Genomic DNA, 20455 nt, shown 5'->3' with positions numbered 1-20455 from the left:
GAGTTCAAGGCGGTGTCGGTCACCGCGTCCGTTCCGGAGATCGGCATCAACGCGACCGCCACGGCGGTACCGGTCTCGCTGGAGATCGAGCCGGGCACTCCGGACGCAGGGAGCTACCCGGCCTCCGGTGTCTGCCCCATCGTGGACGGCCGTATCGGCGAGCCGTACGCCAAGGGCAAGGCGGACAGGACGCCCCCGTGCGGGGTGAAGTACCTGCGCTCCTCCGGCGACGGCACGTTCCCGCTCCAGGCGACGGTCACCTGGGAGATCGACTGGACCGGTAGCGGCGGCGCGGGCGGCGACCTCCCCGACGGCGAGTTCGGCGCCACCCAGGACGTCGTCGTCCAGGAGATCCAGTCCATCAACCGGTAGGAAGTCCTCATGACCACACTCGGCGCGGTACTCCGCCCCCAACTCGCCCCCGAGCGGTTCCGTTCCGTCGCGCGGACCGCGGACGAGGCGGGGCTCGAGGAACTCTGGCTGTGGGAGGACTGCTTCCTGGAGGGCGGAATCTCGACCGGCGCCGCCGTGCTCGCCTGGACCGAGCGGGTGCGGGTCGGGATCGGGCTGCTCCCGGTGCCGTTGCGGAACGTGGCCGTCACCGCGATGGAGGCCGCGAGTCTGCACCGGATGTTCCCCGGGCGCGCGATCCTCGGAGTCGGCCACGGAGTGCAGGACTGGATGGGACAGGTCGGGGCGCGCGCCGAGTCGCCGGTGACACTGCTGCGGGAGTATCTGCTGTCGCTGCGGGCCCTGTTGGCCGGGGAGCGGGTGACGACCGAGGGCCGGTACGTCCGGCTCGACGGGGTCGCCCTCGACTGGCCGCCGCAGGGCCCGGTCGAGGTGCTCGCCGGTGCCATGGGGCCCCGTACCGTGCGGCTCACCGGCGAGGCCGCCGACGGGACCGTCCTCACCGCCAGCACCTCACCCGAGGGCGTGCGGCGTGCGCGCGGGCTCATCGCGGAGGGACGCGCGGCGGCGGGCCGGAGCGCCGGCGCCCACCAGGTGGTCGTCTACCTGCTCGCCGCCACCGGAAGCGGCGCCCGCGAACGGCTGCGGGCCGAGCCGGCCGCCGAGGGGGTTGCCGGGGAGGCCGACGTCGGTGTGGCAGGGGACGCGGGCGCCGTGGCGGAGGCGGTCCAGCGGCTGGCCGAGGCCGGAGCCGACTCGGTCATCCTCCAGCCGACCGCGGACGAGCCGGACCCCGAGGGCTTCGTACGGTTCGTGGCGCTGGACGTCCGGCCCCTGGTGCCGTAAGGCGCGCGGGCCGAGGGGCACGGACAAGCGGGTGACAGACGGTGTCGTCCTCGGGCAGGGTCGACTCATGCCCGACAAGCAGACGCGCACCTTCGAGGAACTCCTCACCGAAGGTGCCTCCGTGCCCACCGAGGGGTGGGACTTCTCCTGGTTCGAGGGGCGGGCCACCGAGGCCCGGCCCTCCTGGGGGTACGCCACTGCCCTGGCGGGGCGGCTGGGCGAGGCCGGTGCCGCGCTCGACATCCAGACCGGCGGAGGCGAGGTCCTGGACTTCGCCCTCACGCATGCCGTCAGGAGCCCCACCCTCACCGCCGCCACCGAGGGCTGGCCACCCAACGTCGCCAAGGCCACGGCGCTGCTGCGGCCCCGCGGCGTCGCCGTCGTCGCCGCTCCCGAGGACGCGCCGCTGCCCTTCGCCGACGAGACCTTCGACCTGGTCGTCAGCCGGCACCCCGTCAAGGCCCACTGGAGCGAGATCGCGCGCGTACTCCGCCCGGGCGGTACGTACTTCGCGCAGCATGTCGGGCCCGCCAGCGCCTATGAGCTCGTCGAGTTCTTCCTCGGCCCGCAGCCCGAGGAGCAGCGGGAGGCCCGTCATCCCGACCGCGAGCGGCGTGCGGCCGAGGCCTCCGGGCTGGAGACGGTCGACGTGCGGGCGGAACGGCTGCGCATGGAGTTCCACGACATCGCCGCCGTCGTGTACTTCCTGCGCAAGGTGATCTGGATGGTGCCCGGCTTCACCATCGACGCATACCTGCCACGGCTGCGCGCCCTGCACGAGCGGATCGGGGCCGAGGGCGCGTTCGTGGCCCACAGCACCCGCCACCTCTTCGAGCTGCGCAAGCCACAGGAACGGTGACGCTAGGCGTGCGGGCCCACCGTCACCTCTCCCACCACCAACTCCGCCGTCGTCTCCAGTACGTCCCCGACCCGTTCCGCCTGCTCGCCCAGCTCCCTGCTCTGCCGCGCCGTCAGCCGTCCCAGCGGCTCGACCGTGACCGTCGTACGGCGTCCGGCGCGTCGCTGGTGCCATACGCCCGCCACCACGCCGTCGACCAGCAGTACCGGGTGGTTGCCCGCCTGGCCGCCGGCCAGCGCCCGCTGGTACGCGGCACCCGGGAAGAGGCGTTCGCGGGGCTGGGCCGCGATGACGTAGGCGTCGAAGTACGGCAGGAGCCGCACGCCACGGTCGGCCGGGCCCTCCGGGAACTCCGTGTCGCCCGCGACCACCCACCAGCCCCGCGCGCCCTCGAACGCGACCTCCTCGATCCCGCCGCCGGCCGCCAGTTCCGCGAACAGCCCGGCCGCCCAGCGGGCCGGTGCCGCCAGCCACCGGGCGAAGTGCGCGGGGGTCGCGGGACCGTAGGCGTGCAGGTACCGGCGGACGAGCGCGGGCAGCGCCTCGCCCGCGTCGGCGAGGAAACCGTCCGTGTCCGGTGGGCGGGTGTACGTCACCTTGCGGCCCCGGTTCGGGCCGAAGCACAGTGCGCCGGCCCAGCCCGCCCGGTGCAGTACCTGGCGCCAGCGCGGCCACATGCCCTGGAACGCGGGCATCACCGGGTCGCCCGCCCAGGGGCCGGTGCGGTCCATGACCGCCTCGTTCAACTCGTCCATGGTCAGACAGGCGCCGTCGAGCGACTCCCCGATCGCCGCCAGGACCTGCTGTTCCTGCTCCCCGGTGAGGCGGGCACCCTCGGGGAGGACGGCGGATCCCGTCGGGACCGCGCTCAGTGCGGCGCACCACAGGGGGAGTTCGCGCGTGGGGAGCAGATGGACCGTCCCGCGCGGGCCGAACGTCTTCACCAGTGAGCCGTCCTCCCACAGCGCGGCCCGCACGTCCGCCCGGGTCGCGCCGCTGCTGCGCAGCCCCGCGGACAGCTCGGCCGCCGACAGGACCTGGGCGTGTGCGCCGAGCATCGCCGAGACCACGTCGGCGACCGGTGTGCCGCTCGGCGCCGGTGCGGCCAGGAACTGTCGTTGGATACGCCGCGCACTCGCCGCGTCCCAGGTGCACGTCGGGGTCGTCGTCATGCTGCCGACCCTAGGTCCCATAGAGGTCAGGAACTGTCCGCGATCAGGCTGATCCGCCGCCTCCAGCGCCTTCGCGGCCGGTTTCCGCATCGTTATCGACCGCGGCTGGCCATCGGGGCGGGCCCTCGCGTACCTTCGGACCAAGGTGATTCGCGTAAGCAAAGCTGCGCGGGGTGGTACCGCGCAGTGGAGGGGGCTGCGCGGTGCCCGGACCGTGCGGCGCATCCCGTCGCCGGGTCAAGCGGGCGTAGCCGCCGGGGTCACCCGTCGGGGGGATGACCGGAAGAGTGGCCCAGGCTGTGACCTGCCGGTGCCACAACCTGCACATGATCCCCTCAACTCTCGGGTTCCCCGGTATTTCGCTGCGTTTCGGCCAGGTGAAGGCCGTGAAGGGCCCCATCTCGAGCCGCCGAGGTGTCGCCGGGCGGTTCCGGAGAGTAGTTGTGGCCCGCCAATGCGCGCGACATCACTCACGAAGGGTTATGGTGGAAACCCCCCCTCGGGCCGGTCCGTCTCCCCCCCCACGGACCGGCCCGTTTTTTCTTGCCCTCCCACCCGTGCCGTCCCCGGGCGACCCCTGGCTAGAGTCCAGGCATGTCGAACGAGCAGCCGGCACCGCCGCATCAGCCTTCCGGCCGACCGGGACCGCCGGATCAGCCGGGCCGGTCCGGGCCTCCCGCCGGGTACGGCCGGCCATCCGGCCAGACCCCCGCCCCGCCGCCCCACCCCTACGGCACCCCGCCGGCCGCCCATCCGGCGTACCCGGCGCCCGGGGCGCCGCAGCCGCCCTACCCGCAGCCCGGCGCCCAGTCCTACCCCGGCGCCCCACCTCACGGCTGGGCCGGCACCCCGCCGTACTACGACCCCTCCCAGCCCTTGACCATGCCCGGCTCCGTACGCGCCGCCCAGATCGTGATCTTCGCGACGTTCGGGCTCGGGGTCCTGCTCACTGTCCTCGTCGGCGTCGCCGTCGGAGCCGAGCAGGCGGGGCGGTTCTTCAGTGCGTATCTGATGACCTTCGTGCTGTTCATCCTGGCGTTCCGGTATCCGAAGGCGGGCAACGGCGTCCGCGTCACCTCGATCGTGCTGGCCTCCGTGCAGGTCCTGCTCGCGCTCAGCGCGGCGGCACAGGGCGTCCCGCTGGGGATCCTGCCGCTCGGTAGCGCCATCGCCGTCATCGTTCTGCTCAGCCAGGGATCGGCGGGGCAGTGGTTCCGGCGGCAGCGCGCAGGCGGTGTGCCGCCGCAGTACGGCTGACAAACGCACCACGGCGGACTTTGGGGACTCCCGCCCCGGCAGCGGTAAGCTTCGCTTTCGGGGACCGCCATACGGACAGGGGCCGCCCGCGGCCGAGACCGGGCCGCTTGCCGCGCGACGCGGCGGGGTGCCGCGCCTGTCCGATCCGTACGGAGGGGCTGACAATCACGTGAACCTGCGCGACAAGCTGCGCGGCCTGCTGGTCAGGCTGTACGCACGCCGGGTGGAAGGTCACCTGGACACCGCTCAGGTGCCCAAGCACATCGGCGTCATCATGGATGGCAACCGCCGGTGGGCGAAGGCAGCGGGTTCCAGCACCGTCCACGGCCACCGTGCCGGCGCCGACAACATCGAGGAGTTCCTCGGCTGGTGCAGCGAGACGGATGTCGAAGTCGTCACCCTCTGGCTGCTGTCGACCGACAACTTCGACCGGCCCGAGGAAGAACTCGTCCCGCTGCTCGGCATCGTCGAGGACGTCGTGCGCAGCCTCGCCGCCGACGGACGCTGGCAGGTCCACCACGTGGGCACCCCCGATCTGCTGCCCTCCGGGATGCAGACCACCCTCAAGGAGGCCGAGGCGGCCACCGCGCACGTCAAGGGAATAGTGGTCAACGTCGCCATCGGGTACGGCGGTCGCCAGGAGATCGCCGACGCCGTGCGGTCCATGCTCGTCGAGGCCCATGAGAAGGGCACCTCGATGGAGGAGCTCGCCGAGGCTGTCGACGTCGACATGATCGGGCGTCACCTCTACACCCGCGCCCAGCCCGACCCGGACCTGGTGATCCGCACCAGCGGCGAGCAGCGCCTGTCCGGATTCATGCTCTGGCAGACCGCGCATTCGGAGTACTACTTCTGCGAGGTCTTCTGGCCGGCCTTCCGCAAGGTCGACTTCCTGCGGGCGCTGCGCGACTACGCCGCCCGCCACCGGCGCTACGGCGGCTGAACGCCCTCCCCACCCTTCCCGAAGGGCGCCGCAAGGCCCCGCGAAGGTCCGTACGGCCTCCTCCTCGCTGCCTCCCACCCCTGGTCACACGCTGTTCACCGGCGCGCCGTCATATGCCGTGGCATGGCTGCGCTCGTTCGAGGGAATAAGGCAGGCAGGTCGACACCCGAACCACGGGTGTCGGATCTCAGCGGACGACACGGGAGTCGTCCGCCCGGGAGGCCCTTTGCACCAGCCCGACCGTGCGGTCACGGCACGGAAGAAGCAGCGGAGGGCCGGTTCTCGGCCCGCCGTGCATGGCGGCCGTCGACCGGTCCAGCTCCGCTCCGTCGCTCCCCGACCTCATCCGAGGGGGTACGTCCTTCCGTGGTGACCAGCGCAAAGCGCCACAAGCCAGACCGGCGCACCTATGTTCTCGACACCAGCGTCCTGCTGGCCGATCCTCATGCCCTGAGCCGCTTCGACGAGCACGAGGTCGTGCTCCCCATCGTCGTGGTGACGGAACTGGAGGCCAAGCGGAACCATCCCGAACTCGGCTATTTCGCCCGGCAGGCGCTCCGTCTGCTGGACGACTACCGGGTGCGGTACGGCCGTCTCGATGCCCCCATTCCGACCGGGGACCTCGGCGGGACCGTGCGGGTCGAGCTCAACCACTCCGATCCCAGCGTGCTGCCCAGCGGCTACCGCCTGGGGGACAACGACTCCCGCATCCTCGCGGTCGCCCGCAACCTGCAGGCCGAGGGGTTCGACGTCACCGTCGTGTCCAAGGACCTCCCGCTCAGGATCAAGGCGTCCTCCGTCGGTCTCCTGGCCGAGGAATACCGTGCGGAGCTCGCCATCACGGACTCCTCCGGCTGGACCGGAATGTCCGAACTGACCCTGCCCGGCGAGCAGGTGGACATCCTCTTCGAGGAGGGGCGCGTGTACGTGCCCGAGGCGTCCCGGCTCCCCGTGCACACCGGCCTGACCATCCAGTCCGAGCGTGGCAAGGCGCTCGGGCGGGTCACCCCCGACGGCAACGTCCGGCTGGTGCGCGGCGACCGGGAGGCGTTCGGCATCAAGGGCCGCAGCGCCGAGCAGCGCATCGCGCTCGACCTGCTGCTCGATCCGGACGTCGGGATCGTGTCCATGGGGGGCCGGGCCGGCACCGGCAAGTCGGCGCTCGCCCTGTGCGCGGGTCTCGAGGCGGTCCTGGAGCGCCGGCAGCACAAGAAGGTGATGGTCTTCCGTCCGCTGTACGCGGTGGGCGGGCAGGAGCTCGGCTATCTGCCGGGTTCCGAGGCGGAGAAGATGAGCCCCTGGGCGCAGGCGGTGTTCGACACACTGTCGTCGGTCACCAGCAGGGAGGTCATCGAGGAGGTCACCGCGCGCGGCATGCTCGAGGTCCTGCCGCTCACCCACATCCGGGGCCGCTCGCTGCACGACGCGTTCGTGATCGTGGACGAGGCGCAGTCACTGGAACGGAACGTACTGCTGACCGTTCTGTCCCGGATCGGGGCCAATTCGCGGGTCGTGCTGACCCATGATGTCGCCCAGCGGGACAACCTCCGGGTCGGCCGGTACGACGGTGTGGTCGCCGTGGTCGAGAAGCTGAAGGGGCATCCGCTCTTCGCGCATGTCACCCTGACCCGGTCCGAGAGGTCCCAGATTGCCGCCCTTGTGACCGAAATGCTCGAGGACGGGCAGATCTGACTCTCACATACCAAGAAGAGTCGGTTACGCAGTAGTTGGCGCCGTCCGGAAAGGCCAGAAGCCTAGCCGGGCGGCGTCGGCGCATGTGTGCGTTTCCGAGAACCCGTAGGGCCAAACGGGATGTGAGCTTTCACACGCAACGGAGAATTGCCTTGCGCCGTCCGGTTACGGCAGAGTCTCACTCCTGTCAGGCCCCGCATACGACACAGCTGTACCCCCAGCGGTATGGCAGCACAGTAGGACACAGTTTCAACTCCATAGCGTCGTCGTATGCCGCCCGAGCGACACGCGGCGCTCCCCTTTCGGGAGTTGCCCACCGGGCCCGTGCCTCCCGTGACCCGAAGTTGGGGAGGCCAGTGCCAAGGGGCACGATTGCGTCCGCGAGGGTCACCGAAGCGGGCGATGCTGGAAGGAAACCGTGTGAGCCGGATGTCGGTCCGGGGATTCGCAGTGGCCTCGGCCACGGCGGTCACCGCTGTCGGAAGCGTCGTCGGTGTTGCCTCGGGCAGCGTCGCGCAGAACAACGACGCCGAAGCGACGGCAAGCGGCCCCACGCTGCTCGCGGACATCCCCGCGGGCCAGCAGGCCCAGGTGCAGACCGCGTCGCTGACGCAGCAGGCCGAGACGATGGCCATCGCCGCGGACGTGAGCGCCAAGAAGGACGCCGAGGAGGCCGCCCGCAAGGCCGCCGCCGAGACCGCGGTCGCGAAGAAGAAGGAAGCGGCCGACAAGGCGGAGCAGGAAGCCAAGGAGCGCGCGGAGGCCAAGGCCGCCGCCAGCCGTTCCGCGACCCGTGACGCGTCGAGCTTCGCCGTCCAGTCGTCCTACACCATCGCCGAAGTGCAGGCGATGGCCCGGCAGATCGTTCCCGCGGACCAGTTCCAGTGCTTCAGCACCATCGTGCAGCGCGAGTCCAGCTGGAACTACAAGGCCGACAACCCGACCTCCGACGCCTACGGCCTGATGCAGGCGCTCCCGGGCTCCAAGATGGCCTCCGCCGGCGCGGACTGGATGACGAACCCGGCCACCCAGATCAAGTGGGGTCTGGGCTACATGAACGACCGCTACGGCAGCCCGTGCGAGGCCTGGACGTTCTGGCAGGCCAACCACTACTACTAGAACGACCGGGAGCCCGCCGCCCGGCTTCGCTCAACCTCGGAACAGCCCCGCACCGTCCTACGGTGTGGGGCTGTCGCCCTGTACGGTCTGACCGATGACTCCAGGGGGAGTGGTGGGGCGCAACGGGGGAAGAGGACGGATCATGTCACGAGTGCCAGGGTGGCTCGGCCGTGTCGGAGGCGAACTGACCAGGGTCGGCAAGCGGCTCGAGGAGCGCCGTGCCGAGGTGGAGCGGGACCTCGGGCCCGCCCGGGAGGCCGACGGGGAGACCGGCCCGCGCCACGACCCCATGCCGCCGCCGGCCGAGTACGCCGCCGCGATGATCCAGGCCCGTCCCGATCCGGCGCAGGCCGTGCCCTGGGGCGTACGGGTCGCCGCGGAGGCCGGCTGGCGACTGCTGGTGCTGGCCGGCACCGTCTGGGTGCTCATGCGGGTCATCAGCGCCGTACAACTGGTGGTGCTGGCGTTCGTGGCCTCGCTGTTGATCACGGCGCTGCTCCAGCCGACGGTGGCCCGGATGAGGCGGCTCGGCGTGCCGCGCGGGCCGGCCACCGCGCTGACGGCGTTGTTCGGGTTCGTGGTGATCGGCCTCATCGGCTGGTTCGTGACCTGGCAGGTCATGGAGAACATCGACAACCTCTCCGACCAGATCCAGGGCGGCATCGACGAGCTGCGCAACTGGCTGCTCAACAGTCCTTTCCACGTCACCGACAAACAGATCAACGAGATCGCCAAGAACCTGCGGGAGGCGGTCGGCGCCAACACCGAACAGATCACCTCGGCGGGCCTGGAGGGCGTGACGGTCGTCGTCGAGGCGCTCACCGGCATACTGCTGGCGGGCTTCTCGACGCTGTTCCTGCTCTACGACGGCAAGCGGATCTGGGAGTGGTCGCTCAAGCTCGTCCCGGCCGCCGCCCGTCCGGGTGTGGCCGGCGCCGGGCCGGTGGCGTGGCGGACGCTGACGGCGTATGTGCGCGGCACGGTGGTAGTGGCCCTGATCGACGCGATCTTCATCGGTCTCGGCATTTACTTCCTCGATGTGCCGATGGCAGTGCCGCTCGCCGTCTTCATCTTCCTGTTCTCGTTCATCCCGCTTGTGGGTGCGGTGATGTCGGGAGCGCTGGCGGTGGTTGTCGCGCTGGTCACCCAGGGCGTGTTCACGGGCCTCATGACGCTCGTGGTGGTGCTGGCGGTGCAGCAGATCGAGGGGCACATCCTCCAGCCGTTCATCCTGGGCCGGGCGGTGCGGGTCCACCCCCTCGCGGTGGTGCTGGCGGTCGCGTCCGGCGGCATGGTGGCCGGCATCGGCGGCGCGGTGGTCGCCGTGCCGCTGGTCGCGGTGGCCAACACGGTCGTCGGCTATCTGCGTGCGTACGCGCACGAGACGGCGGTACTCCAGTCACCCCGGCCCCGGGGCGCCACAGCCTTGTCCGCGCCGGACGCTCCGCTGCCTGGGGCGCCGGCGGTACCTGACACCCCTGACCGGCAGACAGCCGACCCCGACGAGAAGTAGGGCCGCCCGCCATCCGCCGGGGCACCCGCCATCCGCCATCCGCCGCAGCACCGGCCGTACGCCGCCCCACCCCTGACTACGCGCCGGCGCCCGCCCCCACCCGCCCAACTGCGGACGGGCTCCCCGCCCAACTGCGGGCTGATGCCCGCGCCCCCTAGCTGCGGGCAGTCGTGCCGCTGGGGCGGCAGGGGTGGGCGCGGCGGCACCTGGCCGGCGCCGTGAGCGAAACGGTGTTGATGCGGGCCGGGGGTGACTGCGCAACCCGGCGCAAGCGAGGTGCCCTCGCGCCCACCCGTGCCGCCCTGCGGCACGACTGCCCGCGGAGAGCGGAGAGCGGAGGCGGAGGGCGGAGAGCGGAGGCGGAGAGCGGAGGCGGAGGGCGGAGAGCGGAGAGCGGAGAGCGGAGGCGGAGGGCGGAGGCGGAGGGCGGAGGGCCGGGGCGGGGCGGAGGGTGTGCCCGGGGACCAGGGGAAGCGTGTGGGCCCGTTCACCCGGGGAGGTGGACGGGCCCCATGTGTGGGAATGCCGGCGGAGCTACTCCGCGAGCACCGCTTCCGCGTCGAGCGTCGCGGCGACCGCCTGGACCACCGCGGCGATCTTGAACGCCTCCTGGACGGCCTCGCGCTCCACGCCGGCCTTGCGCAGCACCTGCTCGTGGGAGTCGAGGCACATGCCGCAGCCGTTGATCGCGGAGACCGCGAAGGACCAGAACTCGAAGTCGACCTTGTCGACGCCCGGGTTGCCGATGACGTTCATCCGCAGACCGGCCCGCAGGTTGCCGTACTCGTGGTCCGACAGCAGATGACGCGTGCGGTAGAACACGTTGTTCATCGCCATCACCGCGGCAGCGGCTTTCGCGGCCGTGTACGCCTCCGGCGACAGGTTGGCCTTCGCCTCCGGCTCCAGCTCGCGCAGCACGACGGCCGAGCGCGAGGCGATCGCCGTCGACAGCACGGTTCCCCACAGCTGCTGCGGCGGCAGGTCCGAGTTGCCGATGACCGAGCCCAGGTTGAGCTTCAGGTCCTTGGCGTAGTCCGGTATACGGGACTTCAGGGAATCGAGGGACATCTCAGATCACTCCCCGGACAGCAGCGCGACCGGGTCAAGGGTCTCGTCGCCCTTGCTCCAGTTGCACGGGCAGAGCTCGTCGGTCTGCAGGGCGTCCAGCACCCGCAGGACCTCCTTGGGGTTACGGCCGACGGAGCCGGCGGTCACCATGGTGAACTGGATCTCGTTGTTCTGGTCCACGATGAACACGGCGCGCTTGGCGAAGCCGTCCTCGCCCTCGATGCCGAGGTCGCGCATCAGCTCGTGCCGGGAGTCCGCCATCATCGGGAACGGCAGGTCGCGCAGGTCGTCGTGGTCCTTGCGCCAGGCGTGGTGGACGAACTCCGAGTCACCGGAGAAACCGAGGACCTGGGCGTCACGGTCGGCGAACTCGTCGTTCAGCTTGCCGAACGCGGCGATCTCGGTCGGGCACACGAAGGTGAAGTCCTTGGGCCACGCGAACACGACCTTCCACTTGCCTTCGTAGGTCTTGTGGTCGATCGTCTCGAACTCCTTGCCCTTCTCCAGCGAGACGCAGGCGGTCAGTTCGAACTCGGGGAACTTGTCACCGACAGTGAGCACAGACTCTCCTTGCAGCGAGGAAACACCCGGATCGCGGGCTTTTCCCATGGGTTGGACCTTGTTGATGTTGGCACAGGCAGGATTGATTCGTGAAATAGCTACACTCGGTCGTGTTGATCGGAGGAAGCTATCAGTGACTGTGGGTAACAGACGTCGGCAGCCGACCCTCGCGCAACTGCGGGCGTTCGCCGCGGTGGCCGAGCATCTGCACTTCCGGGACGCCGCGGCGGCGACGGGGATGAGCCAGCCCGCGCTTTCGGGAGCCGTGTCGACGCTGGAGGAGACGCTCGGTGTCACCCTCGTGGAGCGTACGACGCGCAAGGTGCTGCTCTCACCGGCGGGTGAGCGGCTCGCCGTCCGCGCCCGGGCCGTACTGGCGGAGGTCGGGGCGCTGATGGAGGAGGCCGACGCCCTGCGGGCGCCCTTCACCGGGACGCTGCGCCTCGGGGTGATCCCCACGGTGGCGCCGTATGTGCTGCCCACCGTGCTGCGGCTGGTCCGCGACCGCTATCCGCTGCTCGACCTCCAGGTGCACGAGGAGCAGACCGCCAACCTGCTGGACGGCCTGGCCCGCGGCCGACTGGACCTGCTCCTGCTCGCCGTTCCGCTCGGTGTACCGGGAGTGACCGAACTTCCCCTGTTCGACGAGGACTTCGTCCTGGTCACACCGCTCGACCACTGGCTCGGCGGCCGGCAGGGCATACCCCGCGAGGTGCTGCGCGAACTGAACCTGCTCCTGCTGGACGAGGGGCACTGCCTGCGCGACCAGGCCCTGGACATCTGCCGCGAGGCCGGCCGCGCGGGAGTCGCGGCCACCACCACGGCGGCCGGCCTGTCCACACTGGTGCAACTGGTGGCGGGCGGCCTCGGGGTGACGCTGCTGCCGCGCACCGCGGTCGACGTCGAGACCGCCCGCGCCGGCCGCCTGCGCACCGGCTGCTTCACCGACCCGGCCCCCAGCCGCCGCATCGCCCTCGCCATGCGCACGGGCGCGGCGAGGGCGGCGGAGTACGAGCAACTGGCGGCGGCCCTGCGCGAGGCCCTGCGGGACCTGCCGGTACGGACGGTGGGGAACTGAACACCCCGACGCCGAACATCCCGTCCCCGGAGTCCCGGAGTCCCGGAGTTCCGGAGGTTCCCGGAGTCCTAGAGTCCCGGAGTCCTAGAGTTCCGGAGTCCCGGAGGTTCCCGGAGTCCTAGAGTTCCGGAGTCCCGGAGGTTCCCGGAGTCCTAGAGTCCCGGAGTCCCCCGCCGCCTGAGGTCCCGGCACCGAGCGACCCGGCACCGAGCGACCCGGTGCTGGGCGCTCCGCAACCCGGGCGTCGCGGCATCCGACGTGCCGGCACCGACGTGCCGGCACCGACGTGCCGGCATCGGACGTCCCGGTGCCGGGTGCCCGGCCACCGGAAGAACCCGGTGCCGGGCGCCCCGCCGTCCGCGCCGGGGCTACTCCGTGCGCAGCCCGTCCGGGCGCATCATGCGCAGCAGCGGCGGCAGGCTCAGCAGCGTCACCACCAGGACGACGCCCGCGCCGATGCCGTTCATCTGGGCGAGACTCGACCAGTCCACGCGGATCTGTGCCGACGTCATCCGCAGCAGCACGGCTCCCAGGGTCATGCCCACCACCGAGGCCAGCAGCAGGCCCAGGCCGACCGGGATCGCCGTCTGCCACAGCACCGACAGGCTCAGCGTGCGCCGCCGGGTGCCGAAGGCGACCAGGGCGGCCAGCAGCTTGCGGCGTTCGCGCAGCTGCTCCAGCTGGGAGACCAGCAGGCTCGCCCCGATCAGTGCCAGGACGGCCGCGGCACCGACGAACAGGCCCGTGCGGATGGTGTCGTAGCGCTTGGAACGCTCGGTCGCGTACCACGTCATCGGGTAGGCGAGCGGGTCGATCGCGGCAGCCGTGTTCCGCACGTGCTCGACGGCGTACGGCACGGATTCGTCGAGGGACAGGTACACCTGGCCGTGGACCGCTTCCGCCAGGTCCGCGGACATCGCGCCCGGCGTCAGCAGGAAGCCGCCGTGCCTGGTCCCGGTCGGGGCCTTGACGGAGTCGGCCTGCTTCACCGTCCCGGGGAGGGTCCACACGACCTCCTTCGGCTTCGGGCCGCCCGAGGACGTCTCCAGGTGCAGCTCCTGGCCCGGCCGGCTCAGGGACGGGGTGTCCGGGTCGTGCTCACCGCCCCGGACCGCGAACACGTCGCCGTCCGTGCACGAGGGCAGCTTCGCCACCTTGCGCAGGGCCGCGCAGCCACCGACGGTGATCTCGGCGGTGCGCTCCGGGTTCTGGGACCAGGGCCGGTCGCCGGAGTACCCCTTCGACAGCGCGTAGACCTCGCGGACACCCTTGGTCTCCCCGAGCTTCGCGGTGGCCGCGGCGACTTCGGCACCCTCCGGCACGCTGACCTGCATCTGCGTCTGTGACACGTCGAAGCCGGTGGCCTCGGTGTAGTCGCTCTCCACGCCGGCGAACAGCATCTGCAGCGCGATGGCGCCGGCCACGGCCACGGCGATGCCGTTGACCATGCGGGCCGCCGTGCCACTGCTCAGCTGCAACCGGCGGACGGCCAGTTGCCACGAGACGCTGCCCGAGCCGAGCCGGGCGACGGCCGTTTCCATGATCCATGGCAGCAGCGCGGTGACGCCGACGAGCAGGCAGATGACACCGCCGGCGACGAGGTACTCGTTGAACTCCCCGTTCTCCTTGCCCTGTCCGAGCATGGGGGCCAGCATGCCGACCCCGGCCAGCGGCACCAGCAGCCGCCACCACAGCCGGCGGCGGGCCGGCCGCGTGGTGCGCACCACGCCCAGCGGCTCGATGACCACCCCGCGCAGCGCCAGCAGGGTCACCAGCACCGCGGCCGCCGGAACCGCCACCGCGACGAGCAGCGCGAGCAGCGGTGAGGGGTTCAGATAGCTCGGGAAGACACTGATCCGGAACACCTCGACGGACGCCGCGAACTCCCGTCCCGCCAGGAAGAACCCGGTGCCGAACACCAGCCCCAGCAGCGCCCCGCCGAGCGCCTCTCCCGCGGCGATCCGCCGGGTCATCCCGCCGTCGGAGCCGACCAGCCGCAGCGCGGCCAGCCTGCGGTCCCGCCGTTCTCCGCCGAACCGTACGGCCGCGGCGATGAACACGGCGACCGGCATCAGCAGCACCACGAAGACGACCAGGATCAGCAGCATGAGGACCGGGTCCGACTGCTCCTGCACCGGGTTGGGGTCCCCGTAGGAGTCGATACGGCCGACCTGACCGTCGCCGATCCGTTCCGCGAGGTTCTCGGCCCCCGCGTAGTAGGCGAGTTCCTGCGAGCCGATCAGTCCCTGCTCGCCGATCGTCCCCACGACGTCGTACGGCAGCCGCTCCCGCAGCAGTTCACCGCCGTCGGAGTCGAGGAGTTCCTTCAGCGCGGGGGAGACCAGCATGTCGCCCGGCGCCGGGAACTCCCGCAGTCCGGGGGGCGGGGGGGCCTTGTCGCCCTCCGGCTCCAGCAGCCGGCCGCGGATGTCCCGGCCGTCGAACTCCGTGTTGGTGTCCGCGGTCATCAGGGTGTCGTCGGCGCGCTTCATCTGCTCGCCGTAGGTGAAGTTGAGCCGCGCCTCCTCCCGCCGGTGGCGTTCCTCCAGCGCGCCGGGCAGGGCGGTGGTGAGCAGCAGCAGTGCCACCCCCAGCCCGACCCCGACGGCGGTGAGCAGCGCCCGGGTCCAGCCCTCGCGTCCCCCGGCGAAGGCGAACCGGAGCCCCATGCCGAGATCCCGCGCCCACTGCCGCGCACTCATACGACGCGCTCCATGTCCCGGGCCTTGCCGTCCCGCACGACGATCTCGCGGTCGGAGTACGCGGCCACCCGCGCCTCGTGGGTGACGAGCACGACGGCGGCGTTGGAGGACCGGGCGGCGTCGGTGAGGAGTTCCATCACGCGCTCGCCGTTGAGGGAGTCCAGCGCGCCGGTCGGTTCGTCCGCGAACAGCAGCCGCGGGTCGGTGACCAGCGCGCGGGCCACGGCGACCCGCTGCCCCTGGCCGCCGGACACCTCGCCGGGACGCTTCTTGCGGACGTCGTCGACCTCCAGGCGCTCCATCCAGGTCAGCGCGGCCCGCTCGGCCTCCTTGCGGGGCCTGCCGTTCAGCCGCAGCGGCAGGGCGACGTTCTCCACGCAGGTGAGCTCCGGTACGAGCTGCCCGAACTGGAAGACGAAGCCGAACTCCGAGCGCCGCAGCGCGCTGCGCTCGCCGTCGCTCATGGCGGTCAGCTCACGCCCGTTGTACGTGATCGAGCCGGAGTCGGGGGTGACGATCCCGGCGAGGCAGTGCAGCAGCGTCGACTTGCCCGAACCGGAGGGCCCCATCACGGCGACTACCTCGCCCGGGTGGATGGAGAAGCCGGCGCCGTCGAGCGCGGTGGTCGGTCCGTAGACCTTGCGCAGGTCCCGTGCGACGAGCAGGGAACCGGGGGGAGGGGTCGTGGTCATCGGGCCACCGCCTCACGGAGCTTGTCGAGACGCGCCGCGGTCAGCTCCAGCCAGCGCAGATCGGCCTCGAGATGGAACAGGGCGTGGTCGCAGATGAGCTGGTCGGCGAGATCGCCCGTGCGCTTGCGGTCGGTGAGGATCCGCATGCCGCGCAGATGCTCCGAGCGCTGCGTGTCCAGGACGTCGGCCGCGTCGCGGCTGGTGAGCAGCGCCAGGACGACCTTGGTGTAGAGCGTCGACTGAAGGTACGGCTCCGGCTTCTCCGGCGTGGCGAGCCAGCGCTCGACATCGGTGATGCCGGCCTCGGTGATCGCGTACCGCTTGCGCTCGGGGCCGCCGCCGGCCTCGATGCCGTCGACTTCGACGAGCCCGTTCTTCAGCAGGCGGGACATCGTCGAGTAGACCTGGCCGTAGTGCAGCGGCCGGTCGTGACCGAACTTCTCGTCGAAGGCCCGCTTCAGGTCGTAACCATGACGCGGGCCGGACTCCAGGAGCCCCAGGAGGGTGTGACCAATGGACATGCGGAGCACTCTACACACCGTGTATACGCCGTATGTATACGCCCGGTGTGTAGAGCGTGGCGGGGTGTACGGACCTGCAGGTGGGAGCCCCATGTCACGGTTCTGCTACCGAGGTGGGGCAGCCCTCGTGCCGCCGCCGTTCAGGCGGACGGGGGCCTGGGGGCTCCGCCCCCGGGCGGTCGCCCCCGGCGGGGCAGCGGCCCCGTCTCGCCGGGCAGCCGCCCCGCCTCCGCGAGGGCGCGCCGCAGCAGGAACTCGATCTGCGCGTTCGCCGAGCGCAGCTCGTCGTTCGCCCAGCGCGCCAGCGCCTCGTACACCGACGGGTCGAGCCGCAGCAGCACCTGCTTGCGCTGCGGCCGACCCTGTGGGGCCGAGCCCCCGGACGCGGCCGTCACTGGTAGAGCGTCCCGGTGTTGAGGACCGGCTGCGCGGAGCGGTCACCGCACAGCACCACCATCAGGTTGGACACCATCGCCGCCTTCCGCTCCGGGTCGAGCTCCACGATGTCCTGCTCCTGGATCCGTGCCAGCGCCGACTCGACCATGCCCACGGCGCCCTCCACGATCTGCTGCCGCGCTGCCACGACCGCGCCGGCCTGCTGCCGCTGGAGCATCGCCGAGGCGATCTCGGGGGCGTACGCGAGGTGCGTGAAGCGGGACTCGATGATCTGCACACCGGCCGCGTCCACCCGTGCGCGCAGTTCGACGGCGAGCTTCTCGGTGATCTCCTCGGCGTTGCCGCGCAGCGACAGGCCGTCCTCGTCGTGGGCGTCGTAGGGGTACTCGATGGCGATGTGCCGGACGGCCGCCTCGGTCTGGGTGGAGACGAACTCGATGTAGTCGTCCACCTCGAAGGTGGCCTGCGCGGTGTCCTCGACCCGCCACACCACGACCGCGGCCAGCTCGATCGGGTTGCCGTAGGCGTCGTTCACCTTCAGTACGGCGGTCTCGTGGTTGCGCACGCGGGTGGAGATCTTGGTGCGCGAGGTGAAGGGGTTCACCCACCGCAGGCCGTCCTGGCGGATCGTGCCCCGGTAGCGGCCGAAGAGCTGCACCACCCGGGCCTCGCCCGGCGCCACCATGTTCAGCCCGCACATCGCGAGGAACGCGGCGATCGCGACCAGGACGCCGCAGACGATCAGGGCCGCCTTGGCGCCGGTCGCGGTGACCGCCGTGGCCGTGACGATCAGCGCCACGCCGATGAGCAGCCCGGCCAGTCCGAGAACCAGCGCCAGCCCACCGCCGATGCTGTGCGCCGGTACCTCCCGCACGCGCGGGGCCGGCATCTCGGGCACATCGGCCGTGACCTGCGTGTCGTGTGTGGTCATGGGTGATCCCCCGTCTCTCGGCGCCTCTGCGCGGGGCGCAGCGCGGCTAGCGTGTGTCTAGCTAAGTGATATCACTTTAGCCCATCGCGGCAACCTCGCGCGCCTCTCGTACGTCGGTTCCTTTGAGGCGGGTGCTGATTGTCACGTCCGTAACGACCGCATCAGCAGCCCTTTGTCATAGCTCCCGGTGTTAACTTTCTGAGCTGACCTGAGCGGCGAACCTGTGTGGCGGTCGAGCACACATGAACGAAGCGGAGCGGAACGGGCGTATGGGACGAGCGGAAGAAAGACGCGCACGACAGCGCGGCGGACGCCGTGCGGCACCCAGGGGCGGCCGTTCGTCGGGCGCGACCGGCCGCAGCGGCATACGCAGGCTCTTCACCTGGAAGAAGATCGTCGGCACCTTCTTCGGCCTCTGCCTGCTCGGCATGGGCGCCTTCATCGTGCTGTACATGGTGATCGACATCCCCGAGGGGAACGCCGACGCCGAACTGCAGGGCAACGTCTACAAGTACAGCGACGGCTCGATCATGGCCCGCAGGGGCTACAACCGGGACATCGTCGACCTGGCCAAGATCCCCAAGGACGTCCAGCGCACCTTCGTCGCCGCCGAGAACAAGACCTTCTACAAGGACTCCGGCGTCGACATCAAGGGCACCACGCGCGGTCTGCTCAACACCCTCTCCGGCAAGGGCGCCCAGGGCGGTTCGACGATCACCCAGCAGTACGTGAAGAACTACTACCTCACGCAGGACCAGACCGTCACCCGCAAGATGAAGGAACTCGTCATCTCCCTGAAGCTGGACCGGGAGAAGCCCAAGGACTACATCCTGGCCGGCTACATCAACACCAGCTACTACGGCCGCGGCGCCTACGGCATCCAGGCCGCCGCGCAGGCGTACTACCACGTCGACGCCGAGGACCTGACGGTCGAGCAGGGGGCGTACCTCGCCGCCCTGCTCCAGGCGCCGAGCCAGTACGACTGGGCGGCCGCCAGTGAGAACGGCAAGAAGCTCGTCCAGGAGCGGTGGAACTACGTCCTGGACAACATGGTCGAGCAGAAGTGGCTGAGCGGCTCCGACCGTCAGGGCATGGAGTTCCCCGTCCCCAAGGAGCCCAAGGCGGCCCCAGGGCTGGAGGGCCAGCGGGGATACCTGGTCGAGGCGGCCAACAACGCGCTCAAGCAGCAGCTCGTCGCCCAGGGGGCCGCCGAGGACATGGAGCAGGCCAAGGCCCTGGTCGACCTCGGTGGCTACACCATCACGCTCAACATCGACAAGAAGAAGCAGGCCGCGCTGGAGAAGGCGGTCAAGACCAGGCTCACCGGCAAGCTCGACCCGGACAAGCGCGAGGTCGACGCAGACGTCCAGGCCGGTGGCGTCTCCGTGGACCCGAAGACGGGCGCGGTCGTGGCGATGTACGGCGGCGTGGACTACGTGAAGCACTTCACCAACAACGCCACCCGCGAGGACTACCAGCCGGCCTCCACCTTCAAGCCGATCATCCTCGCCGCCGCCGTGGACCAGGCCGCCGAGACCCAGGACGACGTGCCCATCACGGCCGACACGATCTACGACGGCACGAGCAAGCGTCCCGTGATGGACGGCGGCAAGGAGGTCGGCTTCGCGCCGCCCAACGAGGACGACCGGAGTTACGGCGACATCACCGTCCAGGAGGCGATGAACAGGTCCGTCAACTCCGTCTTCGCGCAGATGGGCATCGACGTCGGCATGACCGAGGTGGTCGAGACCGCGGGCGAACTCGGCATGGAGACCGAGGGCATGCCCCCCGTGCCCGCGCAGACCCTGGGCAGTATGGGCGCGAGCCCGCTGGAGATGGCGGGCGTCTACGCCACCCTCGCCAACCACGGCAAGAAGGTCGACCCGGCCGTCGTGAAGTCGGCCGAGCACAACGACCGCACGATCGAGTTCCCCGACCCGGTCGGCGAGCGGGTCATCAGCCGCGAGGCGGCCGACACGGTGACCTCCGTGCTCACCGGCGTGGTCGACGACGGTACGGCTCGGGTGTCCGTGAAGGACAACCCGCTGCGCGACGGCCAGCAGGTCGCCGGCAAGACGGGTACCTCCGACAACAACAAGTCGGCCTGGTTCACCGGCTACACGCCCGAACTGGTCACCTCCGTCGGCCTGTTCGGCGAGGACGACGAGCCGCCGCACAAGCAGGTGCCGATGTACAAGGCCGGCGGCGTCGACTTCCGCGTCAACGGCGGTGGCTTCCCCGCCGAGATCTGGGCCGCGTACACCTTCGGCGTCATGGACGAGGTCAGCAAGTTCGACCTGGACACCAGGCAGGGCTCGGGCGTGCAGCCGACCCGGAGGCCCTCGGCCACCCAGTCGCCCTCGAAGACACCGAGCCAGGAGCCGACGAGCCAGGAGCCCACCACCCAGGAGCCGCCCGAGACCACCACCGCGCCGCCGACCTCCGAGCCGCCGACCTCCGGGCCACCGACGTCCGAGGCGCCGACGAAGACGCCCTCGAACTCGCCGACCTTCGGCATCCCCGGAGACCCGGACGACCCGGACGACCCGCAGTTCGGGGCCGACCAGTAGACGGCACGCGGGAGGGGGGGGGGGGGGGGGCGGCCGGGGCGGCCCCCCCCCCCCCCCCCAGGGTGCCACCCCCTCCCTGTGGTGTCTGCTTTGTTTCCATCCCAACACCACCCCCCTCCCCTTT

At 70.9% G+C, this 20455-nt stretch carries 17 protein-coding genes and 1 pseudogene; 10 read left to right on the top strand and 8 right to left on the bottom strand.

The genetic code is table 11. The annotated features are described in order from the left end of the window. From ACZ5C2_RS37270 to ACZ5C2_RS37260, 3 genes and pseudogenes are all read left to right on the top strand, one after another. Positions 1-372 (top strand): annotated as a pseudogene (locus ACZ5C2_RS37270) (hypothetical protein); the annotation flags it as partial. 9 nt (positions 373-381) lie between these two features. After that, positions 382-1257: an LLM class flavin-dependent oxidoreductase gene (locus ACZ5C2_RS37265; protein ID WP_468801201.1), complete on the top strand. Its 876-nt coding sequence runs from the start codon at positions 382-384 to the stop codon at positions 1255-1257. Between the two features lie 67 nt (positions 1258-1324). After that, the gene (locus ACZ5C2_RS37260; RefSeq protein WP_468801199.1) at positions 1325-2116 is read left to right on the top strand and encodes a class I SAM-dependent methyltransferase; all 792 of its coding nucleotides are present in this window, start codon (positions 1325-1327) and stop codon (positions 2114-2116) included. Between the two features lie 2 nt (positions 2117-2118). On the opposite strand, the gene ACZ5C2_RS37255 is transcribed toward ACZ5C2_RS37260, so the two are convergent. Continuing rightward, complete coding sequence (locus ACZ5C2_RS37255; RefSeq protein WP_468801197.1) at positions 2119-3288, bottom strand: winged helix DNA-binding domain-containing protein; 1170 nt, start codon at positions 3286-3288, stop codon at positions 2119-2121. A 594-nt stretch (positions 3289-3882) separates the two neighbouring features. Between ACZ5C2_RS37255 and ACZ5C2_RS37250 the strand changes: the two genes are divergently transcribed. The 5 genes from ACZ5C2_RS37250 to ACZ5C2_RS37230 all read left to right on the top strand — a co-directional run bounded on the left by ACZ5C2_RS37250 (position 3883) and on the right by ACZ5C2_RS37230 (position 9812). Beyond that, on the top strand, positions 3883-4545 hold the full coding sequence (locus tag ACZ5C2_RS37250; protein WP_468801195.1) for a hypothetical protein: 663 nt from the start codon (positions 3883-3885) through the stop codon (positions 4543-4545). A gap of 169 nt (positions 4546-4714) precedes the next feature. Continuing rightward, entirely contained in the window at positions 4715-5488 is a 774-nt protein-coding gene (locus tag ACZ5C2_RS37245; protein ID WP_468801193.1) for an isoprenyl transferase, read from the top strand. Positions 5489-5854: 366 nt separating this feature from the next. Next, positions 5855-7180 (top strand): PhoH family protein, encoded by a 1326-nt coding sequence (locus ACZ5C2_RS37240; RefSeq protein WP_468801191.1) that lies wholly within the window; start codon positions 5855-5857, stop codon positions 7178-7180. 420 nt (positions 7181-7600) lie between these two features. Then, positions 7601-8299 (top strand): aggregation-promoting factor C-terminal-like domain-containing protein, encoded by a 699-nt coding sequence (locus tag ACZ5C2_RS37235; RefSeq protein ID WP_468801189.1) that lies wholly within the window; start codon positions 7601-7603, stop codon positions 8297-8299. Positions 8300-8441: 142 nt separating this feature from the next. Continuing rightward, complete coding sequence (locus tag ACZ5C2_RS37230) at positions 8442-9812, top strand: AI-2E family transporter (protein ID WP_468801187.1); 1371 nt, start codon at positions 8442-8444, stop codon at positions 9810-9812. Positions 9813-10346: 534 nt separating this feature from the next. Here ACZ5C2_RS37230 and ACZ5C2_RS37225 read toward each other — a convergent pair. Continuing rightward, positions 10347-10880, bottom strand: coding sequence for an alkyl hydroperoxide reductase (locus ACZ5C2_RS37225; RefSeq protein WP_468801185.1), 534 nt, complete (start codon positions 10878-10880; stop codon positions 10347-10349). A gap of 6 nt (positions 10881-10886) precedes the next feature. Further along, positions 10887-11441 (bottom strand): peroxiredoxin, encoded by a 555-nt coding sequence (locus tag ACZ5C2_RS37220; RefSeq protein WP_468801183.1) that lies wholly within the window; start codon positions 11439-11441, stop codon positions 10887-10889. 133 nt (positions 11442-11574) lie between these two features. On the opposite strand from ACZ5C2_RS37220, the gene ACZ5C2_RS37215 reads away from it, so the two are divergent. Then, on the top strand, positions 11575-12519 hold the full coding sequence (locus tag ACZ5C2_RS37215; protein ID WP_468801181.1) for a LysR substrate-binding domain-containing protein: 945 nt from the start codon (positions 11575-11577) through the stop codon (positions 12517-12519). A gap of 368 nt (positions 12520-12887) precedes the next feature. Here ACZ5C2_RS37215 and ACZ5C2_RS37210 read toward each other — a convergent pair whose 3' ends face one another. The 5 genes from ACZ5C2_RS37210 to ACZ5C2_RS37190 form a co-directional block, all read right to left on the bottom strand. After that, complete coding sequence (locus ACZ5C2_RS37210; RefSeq protein ID WP_468801180.1) at positions 12888-15221, bottom strand: ABC transporter permease; 2334 nt, start codon at positions 15219-15221, stop codon at positions 12888-12890. Continuing rightward, positions 15218-15913: an ABC transporter ATP-binding protein gene (locus ACZ5C2_RS37205; protein ID WP_468801178.1), complete on the bottom strand. Its 696-nt coding sequence runs from the start codon at positions 15911-15913 to the stop codon at positions 15218-15220. Before ACZ5C2_RS37205 ends, ACZ5C2_RS37210 begins: the two co-directional genes overlap by 4 nt. Then, positions 15910-16434, bottom strand: coding sequence for a PadR family transcriptional regulator (locus ACZ5C2_RS37200; RefSeq protein WP_468801176.1), 525 nt, complete (start codon positions 16432-16434; stop codon positions 15910-15912). Before ACZ5C2_RS37200 ends, ACZ5C2_RS37205 begins: the two co-directional genes overlap by 4 nt. Before the next feature lie 140 nt (positions 16435-16574). Next, positions 16575-16829, bottom strand: coding sequence for a type II toxin-antitoxin system antitoxin (locus ACZ5C2_RS37195; RefSeq protein ID WP_468801174.1), 255 nt, complete (start codon positions 16827-16829; stop codon positions 16575-16577). Further along, positions 16826-17761, bottom strand: a complete 936-nt coding sequence (locus ACZ5C2_RS37190; protein WP_468801172.1) for an SPFH domain-containing protein — start codon at positions 17759-17761, stop codon at positions 16826-16828. Before ACZ5C2_RS37190 ends, ACZ5C2_RS37195 begins: the two co-directional genes overlap by 4 nt. Before the next feature lie 269 nt (positions 17762-18030). Here ACZ5C2_RS37190 and ACZ5C2_RS37185 point away from each other — a divergent pair, with 269 nt between their 5' ends. Beyond that, positions 18031-20331 (top strand): transglycosylase domain-containing protein, encoded by a 2301-nt coding sequence (locus ACZ5C2_RS37185; protein ID WP_468801171.1) that lies wholly within the window; start codon positions 18031-18033, stop codon positions 20329-20331. The last annotated feature ends 124 nt before the right edge of the window (positions 20332-20455 follow it).

The organism is Streptomyces sp. NPDC031365, from assembly GCF_055569765.1.
Note: the sequence above shows the minus strand (reverse complement) of the source record. Positions and strands in the feature narration are given on the sequence as shown.